Raw genomic sequence first — 11,643 nt, 5'->3', positions numbered from 1 at the left:
TGGCCGGCGCTGACCAGCGCACCCTGGGTGACGCTGGACTTGCCGATGCGGCCGCTGATCGGCGCGGTGATGCGGGCGTATCCCAGAGTGACGTTGGCCGCATCCAGCGCGGCCTTGGCGGCACCAACGTCAGCCTCGGCCTGCTTCTGCGCGGCCACCGCGTTTTCCAGGTCCTGCTGGCTGACCGCATCGACCTTGGCCAGCTCGGTGATGCGCTTGGCGCTCAGGCGCGCGGCGTTGGCGGTGGCCTCGGCACGCGCCAGCTGGGCACGGGCACTGTTGGCCTGTGCGCGGTAGCTGGCGTCCTCGATCTGGTACAGCGGCTCGCCAGCCTTGACCATGCCGCCCTCGGTGAACAGGCGCTTGGCGACGATGCCGTTGACCTGCGGACGCACTTCGGCGACCAGGAAGGCGTTGGTACGGCCCGGCAGCTCGCGGGTCAGGCCCACGGTCTCGGACTTCAGCGTGACCACGGTGACGTCACCCGGGCCCTGTTCGGGGGCCTGGGGTTGGCCGCCGCAGGCAGCCACGGTCGCGGCGATTGCCAGCGACAGTGCAAAGGGTCGGATTCGGCTCAGCAACATGACGGAAAGGCTCTTGAAGGAAAGGGTCTCAGCCAGCGCTGATACGGCGGACCCTCCACCAGCGAAGGTGAAGACCGTGCGAACAGCGCCCACCCGGGTGGAGTGGGAGCCGGACGGGCCTGCCACGCACACGACGGGAATGATGGGTGCGAAATATACATACATGCTTGTTTGTTTGTAAACCGGTACAATTCAGCCACGTTTCACCCGCACTCGTACCCACACCCATGGCCCGCAAGACCAAAGAGGACACCCAGGCAACCCGGGAAGGCATCCTTGACGCCGCCGAAGCCTGCTTCCATGAACACGGCGTGGCCCGTACCACGCTGGAGATGATCGGTGCCCGCGCCGGCTATACCCGTGGCGCGGTGTACTGGCACTTCAAGAACAAGAGCGAGGTGCTGGCCGCGATCGTCGAACGGGTGCACCTGCCCTTCATGCAGGAACTGGAGCGCACCTCCACCGACCAGCGCGACACACCGGTGCACGACCTGCGCGCAGTGATGATCCACTCGTTCATCGAGCTGTCCGAGGACGAACGCCTGCGCAAGACCATGGAGATCATGCTGCGCAGCGACGCCTCGGCCGATACCAAGGTGCTGACCGAAATGCAGCAGGCCGGCTTCCGCGACGCGCTGGACCGGATGGAGCGCGCCCTGCGCCGGGCCCAGGACCTGGGCCAGCTGCGCGAAGGCGCGGACCCGAAGATCGCCGCGCGCATGCTGCACGCCACTGTGCTGGGCGTACTGCATGGCGCGATGGTCGAACCGGAACTGATGGATCTCAAGCGTGACGGCATGCTTGCGCTGGACATGACCCTGGCCGCCTACGTGAAAGAAGGCGTGTTCGTGCCCGGAACGGTGCCCGAGCCGCTGCCCGAAGCGTGAGTAGAGCTGCTGCCACCACCGCGACACTCATCTGAGGACGGACCCATGATCCTGGACAACGTGGTGTGGGGCTTCATCGGCTGCGGCAGCGTCACCGAGAAGAAGAGCGGCCCGGCCCTGGCCAACACGCCGGGCTCACGGGTGGCGGCGGTCATGCGCCGCAATGCGGCGTTGGCCGAGGATTATGCGCGGCGCCATGCGATTCCCCGCTGGTACGCGGACGCCGATGCACTCATCGCCGACCCGGAAGTGAACGCGATCTACGTTGCGACGCCGCCCTCCACGCACATGCACTACGCGTTGCAGGCGATTGCCGCAGGCAAGCCGGTCTACATAGAAAAGCCGATGGCCATGGATCACGCGGAATGCGAACGCGTGCTGGAGGCCAGCGCGCGCAGCGGCGTGCCGGTGTTCGTGGCCTACTACCGCCGCGCCCTGCCCCGCTTCGCGCAGGTGAAGCAGCTGCTGGACAGCGGCACGATCGGCACGCCGCGCAGCGTGCGCGCCACCCTGCACCGGCCACATTCGGCGAACGCTGCATCGCCGGACTTCTGGCGGACCAACCCCGCGATCGCCGGCGGCGGCCTGTTCGTCGATCTGGGCTCGCACACCCTGGACCTGCTCGATCATCTGCTGGGGCCGCTGAGCGATGTGCGTGGCTTGGCCAGTTCGCAGGCAGGCGCGTATGCCGCCGAGGACAGCGTCTCGATGTGCTTCCGCACCGGGACGGGGGCGCACGGCATCGCGCAATGGAGTTTCTGCGCGTTCCGCCGCCAGGATGAAATCGAAATCACCGGCGATCGCGGACAACTGCGCTTTGCCACCTTCGAGGACATCCCGGTGGTTCTGGAGACCGAGGCCGGCGTGCAGGCGTTCGACATCCCGAACCCGCCGTCGATCCAGCAGCCGTTGATCGCCACTCTGGTGGATGAGCTGCGCGGCAACGGCCACTCGCCATCGAACGGCATCAGCGCCGCCCGCACCAGCGCGGTGATCGACCAGGTGCTGCAGGCCTACCGCACACGGCACTCGCGCTGACTGCCAAAGAAGAAGGCCGCCTTTCGGCGGCCTCATGCTTTGCAGCGTCGGGCATTACAGGATGTAGCGGCTCAGGTCCGGGTCCTGCACCAGCTCACCCAGGTGCGCATCGACATAAGCACTGTCGATGGCCAGGGTTTCGCCGTCGCGGTCCGGTGCCTCGTAGCTGAGCGAATCCAACAGGCGCTCCAGTACGGTGTGCAGGCGACGGGCACCGATGTTCTCCTGGCGCTCGTTCACCTGGAAGGCGATCTCGGCCAGACGATCAATAGCATCGGCAGTGAAGCTGACCTTGACGCCTTCGGTGGCCAGCAGCGCTTCGTACTGCTTGGTCAGCGCGGCCTTCGGCTCGGTCAGGATACGCACGAAATCACCCTTGCTCAGCGCACCCAGCTCCACGCGGATCGGGAAGCGGCCCTGCAGCTCCGGAATCAGATCGCTGGGCTTGGCCAGGTGGAACGCACCCGAAGCAATGAACAGGATGTGGTCGGTCTTGATCGTGCCGTACTTGGTCGACACGTTGGAGCCTTCCACCAGCGGCAGCAGGTCGCGCTGCACGCCTTCGCGCGACACGTCGCCACCACCGACGTTGTCACCACGCTTGGCGACCTTGTCGATCTCGTCGATGAAGACGATGCCGTGCTGCTCGCAGGCCTCGATCGCCGCGGTACGGATGTCGTCCTCGTTGACCAGCTTGCCGGCCTCTTCCTCGATCAGCAGCGGACGCGCGGCCTTGATGGTCAGCGTGCGCTTGTGCGCCTTGGCGCCGCCGCCGAGGTTGGCGAACATCGACTTCAGCTGCTGGCCCATCTCCTCCATGCCCGGCGGGGTCATGATGTCCATGCTGACGTTGGCGGCCAGGTCGAGCTCGATCTCGCGCTCGTCCAGCTCACCGTTGCGCAGCATCTTGCGGAACTTGATGCGGGTCTCGTTGTCCTGCGCCGACGGCTCGTTGCGCGCCACTTCCGGATCGAAGCCAATGCCACCGCTCCGACGCGGCAGCAGCGCGTCCAGGATGCGGTCTTCGGCGCGCTCTTCGGCCTGGGTGCGCACGCGCACCTTGGCCTGTTCGCGATAGAGCTTGACGGCGGTATCGGCCAGGTCACGGATGATCTGCTCGACGTCCTTGCCGACGTAGCCGACTTCGGTGAAGCGGGTGGCTTCAACCTTCACGAACGGCGCGTTGGCCAGCGTGGCCAGGCGGCGCGCGATTTCGGTCTTGCCGACGCCGGTCGGGCCGATCATCAGGATGTTCTTCGGCATCACTTCATTGCGCAGCTCCGCCGGCAGCTGCATGCGGCGCCAGCGGTTGCGCAGGGCGATGGCCACCGCGCGCTTGGCGTCGTGCTGGCCAACGATGTGCCGGTCCAGTTCCTGCACGATCTCGCGCGGGGTCATGGTGGCGGAGGAAACTTCGATCTTCGACATGGTTGTGCTCACGGATGCGTTGTCGGTAGTGCCGGCCGCTGGCCGGCAACCAGGCACGGGTGCGGGGGCTCACGAGATTGCCGGCCAGCGGCCGGCACTACCCTCAGAGCTCCTCGACCACCACGTTGCGGTTGGTGTAGATGCAGATATCGCCAGCAATGCCGATCGCTTCGCTGGCGATGGTGCGCGCATCCAGTTCGGTGTGCGCCATCAACGCGCGTGCGGCCGACAGCGCATAGGAACCACCCGAGCCGATGGCGATGATGCCGTCCTCCGGTTCGATCACATCGCCGGTGCCGCTGATGATCAGCGAGGTTTCCTTGTCGGCCACCGCCAGCAGGGCCTCGAGCTTGCCGAGGCGGCGCTCGGTGCGCCAATCCTTGGCCAGTTCGACCGCAGCGCGCTGCAGCTGGCCGTGCTTTTCCAGCTTGGCCTCGAACAGCTCGAACAGGGTGAAGGCATCGGCAGCGGCACCGGCGAAGCCGGCCAGCACCTGGCCGTCACGACCGAGGCGGCGCACCTTGCGCGCATTGCCCTTCATCACGGTGTGGCCCAGCGTGACCTGGCCGTCGCCGGCAATGGCCACGTGCTCGCCGCGACGGACGCAGACGATGGTGGTGGCGTGGAAAACGTTGGGATTCTGACTGGGGTCCATGCGGCCTCCGATAGCTGTTCCCGGGACATGGGGACAGCGCCGGGTGCGATCAAGCCTGCACGGATGGCTACCGTTCAGCGCTTGGCATGTGACGGCCGGTCCGGATTGGGCTCGATGCCCCAGGCGATGTACCAGTCTTCGCCCTGTGTCTCGATCGGATGCTGGGTGCGGCCGGAACCGTTGCCGCAGGCCAGTGCGTCAGCCGCACAGTAGCGGTCGCAGCCCCAGCAGATTCGCTCGGGGTGCCTGGGATGCAGCGGGATGGGCTTCGCCATGGAGGCGGTTTCCTCGTGGCCTGCGGCCACGATGCGCCGGCAATGCCCGCACTGCCCTGATCCAGATCAAGGGAGGTCTATTCAGCCTTGTCGTCCTTGCTGCGGCGCTTGGCGCGCGGATGTGCGGCGTCGTAGACCTTGGCCAGGTGCTGGAAGTCGAGGTGCGTATAGATCTGGGTGGTGGCGATGTCGGCGTGGCCGAGCAGTTCCTGCACACCGCGCAGGTCACCGGACGATTCCAGGATATGGCTGGCGAAACTGTGCCGCAGCATGTGCGGGTGCACGTGCTTGAACAGCCCCTGGCGCTGCGCCAGCTGGCGGATGCGGATCTGCACCGCGCGTTGGCTGATCGGCCCGTTGCGGCCGGGGAACACAGGCGTGGACGGACCACCGCCAGTTTCCGCACGCCACGCCTGCAGCGCCTCGCGCGCCGGCCGCCCGAACGGCACGCGGCGCTGGCGATTGCCCTTGCCCAGCACGTTGACCAGGCCGCTGTCGAAATCCAGGTCACGCCAGGTCAGCGCGCAGACTTCGCTCAGGCGCAGGCCAGAGGAATAGAACAGTTCCAGCAGTGCGCGGTCACGACGGCCCAGCTCGCCTTCCGGCTCAAGCTCGACCAGCTGCACAGCTTCGTCGGCGTCGAGCACCTGCGGCAACCGGCGCGGCGCACGTGGCGCCTTCAGCGTCGCCGCTGGGCTGACATCGATGCGCCCGTGCTTGAGCAGCCAGGCGTAGAAGCTGCGGCACGCCGACAACCGGCGCTGCAGGCTCTTGGCCGACAGGCCACGGCGATGCTCATCGGCAACAAACTGGCGCAGCGCCTCGGCATCGAGTGCCTCCACCGCAACTCCGCGCGGCTCGGCCCAGACCGACAACGCATCCAGGTCACGGCGGTAGGCATCGAGCGTATGCGCCGACATCCGCCGCTCCACCTGCAGGTGCTGCAGGAAGGCCTGTACCGCGCTCATCGTCGTGTCCTGCTCAGCCCGGGAAGCGCTTCAGGCCGGTGGCCAACGCATCACCCATCATCCGCAGGAACAGCGTGCCCATGCCCGGATAGAAGCGGTTCGGGTCGTGGCTGCCGACCGCGATCAGGCCCACGCCCGGCAGCGGCAGCAGTGCGGTAGTCTGCACCTCCTCGCTGCGCACGCCATACAGCACGGCGTTCTTTTCCGGCTGCAGGCGGCCACAGATCGGTTCGCCGTCCTTCAGGCAGTCGCGGAACGGGCCCAGCTGCGGATCATCGGCTGCGATCACCTGCAGCCAGTCGGCCTGTTCCAGCCCAGCTACCGGCGCATGCACCACCAGCCGTACCAGATCACCGGCGAAATCTTCCTGCAGCGATGCAGCCATCGCACGCAGGGTGTCGGCGGCGTTGTCCTGCTTCATCAACGCCAGGGTCAGCTGGTGCGTGCGCACCGCCAGGCGTTCGTTGACCTGGGCAGTCGCGCCCAGATCCGCCAACCGTCGCGACAGCTCGCGGTTCTTCTCGCGCAGCACTTCCAGCTGGTAGCTGGCCAGCGACGCGGTCGGGCCATCGTCACGCGGCACCACCAGGGTCAGGGCCAGGTCCGGGAACTGCTTGAGGAAACCGGGATGACGCCGCAACCAGGCAGCGACTTCGTGGGCCCCGAGCTTGTCGACAGTTTCAGTCATGCGATCCACTCCCCTTCGAAGACGAATGCGGTCGGGCCTGCCATCACCACCGGCTGGCCATCGCCCGGCCACTGGATGCGCAGGTCGCCACCGGGCAGACTGATGCGTGCGTCGCGCTGAAGGCGGCCGCGCTGCATCAGGGTCACCGCAGCTGCGCAGGCGCCGCTGCCGCAGGCCAGGGTTTCGCCTACACCACGCTCATTCACACGCAGACGTGCGTGTGCCGGGCCCATCACCTGGGCGAAGCCCACGTTCACCGAACGCGGGAACGACGCATGCTGCTGCAGCAGCGCACCGACGCGCTCGACCGGTGCCGCATCGATCAGGCCCACTTCGATCACCGCATGCGGGTTGCCCATCGACACCGCGGCAAATCGCACGCTTTCACCCTGCAACGGCAGCAGGTACTCCTCGCGTGCGTGGGCAAAGCCCATCAGCGGCACGTTGGCCGGCTCGAACGCGGGCACACCCATGGTCACCGCGTACTGGCCATCGCCCAGCACCTCCACGTCATGGCTTGCCAACGGACTGTCGATGACGAAACGGTCCCCCTGTGCACTGCCTTCGCGCACCAGCCAGGCGGCAATGCAGCGCGCGCCGTTGCCGCACTGTTCGGAATTGGAGCCGTCGGCATTCCAGATGCGGTACGACGCCACCGAGCCTTCCGCGCGCGGCGCTTCGATGGTCAGGATCTGATCGCAGCCGACGCCGGTGTGGCGGTCCGCCAGGCGCGCGGCCAGTTCAGGCGTGGGCGGCGCGGTGCCGTCACGCAGGTCGATCACTACGAAATCATTGCCCGCGCCATGCATCTTGCTGAAACGCACGGCATTGGAACCGCCCTTACTCATTCCCGCCGCCCGCCTTCTTCGCCGGTGCGGTTGCCGGCGGAGGCGTCGTTGCGGCCGGGTCCGCCGTCGTGGCCGGGGTGCCGTTGCCTTCGGTCTGCGCCGGGGTCGCCTCGGTGGCCGGCTCGGCAACCGGTTCGACGGTTTCTTCCACCGGCACCGGCTTCTGCGGCAGTACCAGCGGGCCCTTGTTGCCGCAGGCGGCGAGGAACAGCAGCGAGGCCGCTGCCAGCGGAATCAGGATGGCGTTTCGATGGGGGATCTTCATGCCCCGAGTATAGCCATTGGCGGCTGAGCGGTTGGTGCAGGGGATCGGCTTGCCGGCCAGCGGCCGGCACTACCGCTCCGGTGGCGGCAGCGGCCGGGTCCACAGCCAGATCGCCACCACCGTCATGCTGCTGATGGAGAACCACTTCACCCAGGCAACCGGCACGCACCACAGCATGATGCCGGCACACACGGCCATGGTGATCGTGGCCATCCACTTGCCATAGCGGCTGACCGCCCCGTGCGCCTGCCAGTTGGCGATGGCCGGGCCGAAGCGCGGATGCTGCAGCAGCCAGGTGTGCAGGCGCTCGGAGCCGCGCGAAGCGGCCCAGGCCGAAATCAGGATGAATACGGTGGTCGGCAGGCCCGGCACGAAGATGCCGACGATGCCGGTGCCGAGGCTGACGTACGCCAGCAACCACCACGCCCAGCGGAAACGCACCACACGCGGTGGCGTGGTGGCGTCGCGAGGGGCGGAAGGATCTGGCGCGCTCATGGCCGCAAGGATACCGGTTCAGGGTGCCGGACAGTGCCCGGCACCCTGTCGCGATCACGGCTGGGCGATGCCCAACTGCTGCAGCACGAACGCGTACGACTCGGACAGCTCGCGGTAACGCTGGAATCGCCCCGACTTGCCGCCGTGACCGGCTTCCATGTTGGTGCGGAACAGGATCGGGTATTGGCCGGTGTTGTCGTCACGCAGCTTAGCCACCCACTTGGCCGGCTCCCAGTACTGCACCTGCGAATCCCACAGGCCGGTGCCCACGAACAGCGCCGGATAGGCCTGCTTCCTGACGTTGTCGTAGGGCGAGTAGGACAGCATGTAGTCGTAGTACGACTTCTGTTCCGGGTTGCCCCACTCGTCGTACTCGTTGGTGGTCAACGGAATGGTCGGGTCGAGCATGGTGGTGACCACGTCGACGAACGGCACCTGGGCCACCATCACGCGGTAATCCTGCGGCGCCTGGTTGGCCACTGCGCCCATCAGCAGGCCACCGGCACTGCCTCCGGATGCCGCCACGCGATCCTTCGCCGCCCAGCCCTGCGCCACCAGGCCACGGGTGACGTCGATGAAGTCGTTGAAGGTGTTCTGCTTGTGCAGCAGCTTGCCGTTCTCGTACCAATCGCGGCCCATTTCCTGGCCACCGCGGATGTGGGCGATGGCATACACCACGCCGCGGTCGAGCAGGCTCACCGCGGTCTGGTTGAAATACGGGTCCATCGACATGCCGTAGCTGCCATAGGCGTACTGGAACAACGCGCCCTTGCCATCCTTCTGGTAGCCCTTGCGGTAGACCAGCGACACCGGCACCTTCACGCCATCGCGCGCGGTGATCCAGACGCGGTCGGTTTCATACTTCGACGCGTCATAGCCGATCACCGGCTGCACCTTCAGCTGGCGGCGCTCGCCGGTGGCGGTGTTCAGTTCGAACACGGTGGTCGGGGTGGTCATCGAGGTGTAGACGTAGCGCAGCCACGGCGTATCGGCCTCGGTGTTGTCTCCCAGCCCCATCGAGTACGCGGGCTCATCAGCCTTCACGTAGTCGCTGCGGCCATCCTTGAACAGCAGGCGGATGCGTTCCAGGCCTTCGGAGCGTTCGGCGATGGCGGTGTAGCTGTCGAACAGTTCGAAGCCTTCGATGAACACCGCATCGTCATGCGCGATCCAGTCCTTCCACTGCGCACGCGAGGTGGTGTCGGTCGGCGCGGTGACCAGTTTGAAGTTCTTCGCACCATCGTTGGTGCGGATCACCCAGCGGCCGTCGTAGTGGTCGGCGTCGTACTCCACATCGCGCTGGCGCGGCGCCAGCACGGTGAACGTGGTCGGATCGCTGGCCGGCGCATAGCGCTCTTCCGAAGACACCGTGCTGTGCACGCCGATGGTGATGAAGCGATCGTCGCGGGTGCGGCCGATGCCCATGTAGAAGCTGTCGTCCTTCTCTTCGTAGACCACGGTGTCGGCGCTGGCCGGGGTGCCCAGCACATGCTTCTTCACGCGCACGGTCAGCAGTGTTTCCGGGTCGTTTTCCACGTACAGCACGGTGCGGTTGTCGTCGGCCCAGACCAGGTCGCCGGAACTGCCGGTGATCACGTCGGGCAGCACCTTGCCGGTGGCCAGGTCCTTGAAGCGGATCGTGTACTGGCGGCGGCCCACATCATCATCGGCCCAGGCCAGCAGCTGGTTGTCCTGGCTCACTTCCATCGAGCCGACGCTGAAATAGCCCTTGCCGGCGGCCATCGCGTTGACGTCCAGCAGGATCTCTTCGGCCGCGTCCATGCTGCCCTTGCGGCGCGCATGGATCGGGTAGTCCTGGCCGGTCTCGAAACGGCTGTAGTACCAGTAGCCGCGCTCGCGCGCCGGCACGCTGGAATCGTCCTGCTTGATGCGGCCGACGATCTCCTTGTACAGCGTGTCTTCCAGCGGTTTGAGCGGCGCCAGCAGCTGGTCGGCGTAGGCATTCTCGGCCTGCAGGTAGGCCAGCATGTCCTTGTTCTCACGCTTGTCGTCGCGCAGCCAGTAGTAGTCGTCGTTACGGGTCGCGCCGAACGGCGCCTTGACCACATGCGGGTGCTTGGCGGCATCCGGCGGAACGGGCGGCGTGGCGGCGGTAGCGGTGGTGGTCATCAGGCTCGCAAGCAACAGGCAGAGGGTGGATTTCATCAAATATGGCTCCAGGTGCATCAATGCAATGGTCTTCGACGGGGTCATATCCCTTTTCCCGAAAAGGGATATGACCCCAATCCCGGCAATGCGGCAACCCTGCGGATCGTCATGGGTCATGCCGACCGGCGTACCATGGCCACATGAGTACCCTGCCCCACACGCCGGGCTACAGCCGGCGCAGCCATGAAATCGCTCCGTTCCACGTGATGTCCCTGCTGGCCCGTGCGCAGGCGCTGGAACAGGCCGGCCACGATGTGATCCACCTGGAAATCGGCGAACCGGACTTCACCACGGCCGAACCGGTCGTGCGTGCCGGCCAGGCCGCATTGGCCGCCGGCCATACCCGCTACACCGCCGCACGTGGCCTGCCGGCCCTGCGCCAGGCCATCAGCGGTTTCTATCGCAGCCACTACGGTCTGGACATCGATCCCGAACGCATCCTGGTCACCCCCGGCGGCTCCGGTGCGCTGCTGCTGGCCAGCAGCCTGCTGGTCGATCCCGGCCGCCATTGGCTGCTGGCTGACCCAGGCTATCCGTGCAACCGCCACTTCCTGCGTCTCGTTGAAGGCGGCGCGCAGCTGGTACCGGTCGGGCCGGAGACCGCCTATCAACTCACCCCATCGCTGGTGCAACAGCACTGGAACGCTGACAGTGTCGGCGCACTGGTGGCCTCGCCGGCCAATCCCACCGGCACCGTGCTGTCGGCCGACGAACTGGCAGCACTGTCGACGACCCTGCATGCGCGCGGCGGCCACCTGGTGGTGGACGAGATCTACCACGGCCTGACCTACGGGCTGGATGCGCCCAGCGTGCTGCAGGTGGATGACAGCGCGTTCGTGCTGAACAGTTTCTCCAAGTACTTCGGCATGACCGGCTGGCGGCTGGGCTGGCTGGTGGCACCGCCAGCAGCGGTGCCGGACCTGGAGAAGCTGGCGCAGAACCTGTACATCAGCGCGTCGAGCATTGCCCAGCACGCCGCACTCGCCTGCTTCAGCGAGGAGTCGATGGCGATCTTCGAACAGCGCCGTGAAGCGTTCCGCCAACGCCGTGATTTCCTGCTGCCCGCGCTGCGCGAACTGGGCTTCCGCATCGAGGTGGAGCCGCAGGGCGCGTTCTACCTGTATGCCGATGTGAGCGCCTTCACTGATGATGCGCAGGCGTTCTGCGCGCACTTCCTGGAAACCGAGCACGTGGCGTTCACCCCGGGCCTGGATTTCGGCTTCCACCGTGCGAACCAGCACGTGCGTCTGGCGTATACGCAGGAAGTGCCGCGGTTGCAGGAGGCGGTGGAGCGGATTGCGCGTGGGTTGAAGCGCTGGCAGGGATCACGTTGACGGTAGTGS

At 66.5% G+C, this 11,643-nt stretch carries 12 protein-coding genes and 1 pseudogene; 3 read left to right on the top strand and 10 right to left on the bottom strand.

Features of this window, described 5'->3' with window-relative positions:
- Positions 1-584: pseudogene (smeD, locus tag D7Y61_RS21995) on the bottom strand (multidrug efflux RND transporter periplasmic adaptor subunit SmeD); the annotation flags it as partial.
- Positions 585-811: 227 nt separating this feature from the next.
- Here smeD and smeT point away from each other — a divergent pair.
- Both smeT and D7Y61_RS21985 read left to right on the top strand, forming a co-directional pair.
- On the top strand, positions 812-1,471 hold the full coding sequence (gene smeT / locus D7Y61_RS21990; RefSeq protein WP_032129009.1) for an efflux transporter SmeDEF transcriptional repressor SmeT: 660 nt from the start codon (positions 812-814) through the stop codon (positions 1,469-1,471).
- A 45-nt stretch (positions 1,472-1,516) separates the two neighbouring features.
- Positions 1,517-2,509: a Gfo/Idh/MocA family protein gene (locus D7Y61_RS21985; RefSeq protein WP_180869322.1), complete on the top strand. Its 993-nt coding sequence runs from the start codon at positions 1,517-1,519 to the stop codon at positions 2,507-2,509.
- Positions 2,510-2,563: 54 nt separating this feature from the next.
- Here the strand turns inward: D7Y61_RS21985 and hslU are convergent, their stop codons facing one another.
- From hslU to D7Y61_RS21940, 9 genes are all read right to left on the bottom strand, one after another.
- Positions 2,564-3,937: an ATP-dependent protease ATPase subunit HslU gene (hslU, locus tag D7Y61_RS21980; protein WP_180869320.1), complete on the bottom strand. Its 1,374-nt coding sequence runs from the start codon at positions 3,935-3,937 to the stop codon at positions 2,564-2,566.
- A gap of 103 nt (positions 3,938-4,040) precedes the next feature.
- Positions 4,041-4,592, bottom strand: a complete 552-nt coding sequence (gene hslV, locus D7Y61_RS21975) for an ATP-dependent protease subunit HslV (protein WP_005411093.1) — start codon at positions 4,590-4,592, stop codon at positions 4,041-4,043.
- A 74-nt stretch (positions 4,593-4,666) separates the two neighbouring features.
- Complete coding sequence (locus tag D7Y61_RS21970; protein WP_180869318.1) at positions 4,667-4,867, bottom strand: DUF3079 domain-containing protein; 201 nt, start codon at positions 4,865-4,867, stop codon at positions 4,667-4,669.
- A 77-nt stretch (positions 4,868-4,944) separates the two neighbouring features.
- Positions 4,945-5,835, bottom strand: a complete 891-nt coding sequence (xerC, locus tag D7Y61_RS21965) for a tyrosine recombinase XerC (RefSeq protein WP_180869316.1) — start codon at positions 5,833-5,835, stop codon at positions 4,945-4,947.
- A gap of 13 nt (positions 5,836-5,848) precedes the next feature.
- Positions 5,849-6,523, bottom strand: coding sequence for a DUF484 family protein (locus D7Y61_RS21960; protein ID WP_180869314.1), 675 nt, complete (start codon positions 6,521-6,523; stop codon positions 5,849-5,851).
- Positions 6,520-7,371 (bottom strand): diaminopimelate epimerase, encoded by an 852-nt coding sequence (gene dapF, locus D7Y61_RS21955; RefSeq protein WP_180869313.1) that lies wholly within the window; start codon positions 7,369-7,371, stop codon positions 6,520-6,522. Before dapF ends, D7Y61_RS21960 begins: the two co-directional genes overlap by 4 nt.
- Positions 7,364-7,636 (bottom strand): LPS translocon maturation chaperone LptM, encoded by a 273-nt coding sequence (gene lptM / locus D7Y61_RS21950; protein ID WP_180869311.1) that lies wholly within the window; start codon positions 7,634-7,636, stop codon positions 7,364-7,366. Before lptM ends, dapF begins: the two co-directional genes overlap by 8 nt.
- 69 nt (positions 7,637-7,705) lie before the next feature.
- Complete coding sequence (locus D7Y61_RS21945) at positions 7,706-8,131, bottom strand: YbaN family protein (protein WP_180869309.1); 426 nt, start codon at positions 8,129-8,131, stop codon at positions 7,706-7,708.
- 54 nt (positions 8,132-8,185) lie between these two features.
- Positions 8,186-10,297 carry a S9 family peptidase gene (locus D7Y61_RS21940; protein ID WP_180869307.1) on the bottom strand — a complete coding sequence of 704 codons (2,112 nt, stop codon included), beginning with the start codon at positions 10,295-10,297 and terminating at the stop codon, positions 8,186-8,188.
- 143 nt (positions 10,298-10,440) lie between these two features.
- Between D7Y61_RS21940 and D7Y61_RS21935 the strand changes: the two genes are divergently transcribed.
- Positions 10,441-11,634, top strand: coding sequence for a pyridoxal phosphate-dependent aminotransferase (locus tag D7Y61_RS21935; RefSeq protein ID WP_180869306.1), 1,194 nt, complete (start codon positions 10,441-10,443; stop codon positions 11,632-11,634).
- The last annotated feature ends 9 nt before the right edge of the window (positions 11,635-11,643 follow it).

This window comes from Stenotrophomonas maltophilia (assembly GCF_013464485.1).
Classification (GTDB): Bacteria; Pseudomonadota; Gammaproteobacteria; order Xanthomonadales; family Xanthomonadaceae; genus Stenotrophomonas; species Stenotrophomonas maltophilia_AW.
This window is presented reverse-complemented; position numbering and strand designations above follow the sequence as displayed.

What these genes read in the sequence shown, in the direction of transcription:
- D7Y61_RS21935 (WP_180869306.1), top strand. Translation starts at nt 10,441, where the DNA reads ATGAGTACCCTGCCCCACACGCCGGGCTACAGCCGGCGCAGCCATGAA.
- D7Y61_RS21960 (WP_180869314.1), bottom strand. Translation starts at nt 6,523, where the DNA reads ATGACTGAAACTGTCGACAAGCTCGGGGCCCACGAAGTCGCTGCCTGG.
- D7Y61_RS21970 (WP_180869318.1), bottom strand. Translation starts at nt 4,867, where the DNA reads ATGGCGAAGCCCATCCCGCTGCATCCCAGGCACCCCGAGCGAATCTGC.
- dapF (WP_180869313.1), bottom strand. Translation starts at nt 7,371, where the DNA reads ATGAGTAAGGGCGGTTCCAATGCCGTGCGTTTCAGCAAGATGCATGGC.
- lptM (WP_180869311.1), bottom strand. Translation starts at nt 7,636, where the DNA reads ATGAAGATCCCCCATCGAAACGCCATCCTGATTCCGCTGGCAGCGGCC.
- xerC (WP_180869316.1), bottom strand. Translation starts at nt 5,835, where the DNA reads ATGAGCGCGGTACAGGCCTTCCTGCAGCACCTGCAGGTGGAGCGGCGG.
- D7Y61_RS21945 (WP_180869309.1), bottom strand. Translation starts at nt 8,131, where the DNA reads ATGAGCGCGCCAGATCCTTCCGCCCCTCGCGACGCCACCACGCCACCG.
- smeT (WP_032129009.1), top strand. Translation starts at nt 812, where the DNA reads ATGGCCCGCAAGACCAAAGAGGACACCCAGGCAACCCGGGAAGGCATC.
- D7Y61_RS21940 (WP_180869307.1), bottom strand. Translation starts at nt 10,297, where the DNA reads ATGAAATCCACCCTCTGCCTGTTGCTTGCGAGCCTGATGACCACCACC.
- hslV (WP_005411093.1), bottom strand. Translation starts at nt 4,592, where the DNA reads ATGGACCCCAGTCAGAATCCCAACGTTTTCCACGCCACCACCATCGTC.
- D7Y61_RS21985 (WP_180869322.1), top strand. Translation starts at nt 1,517, where the DNA reads ATGATCCTGGACAACGTGGTGTGGGGCTTCATCGGCTGCGGCAGCGTC.
- hslU (WP_180869320.1), bottom strand. Translation starts at nt 3,937, where the DNA reads ATGTCGAAGATCGAAGTTTCCTCCGCCACCATGACCCCGCGCGAGATC.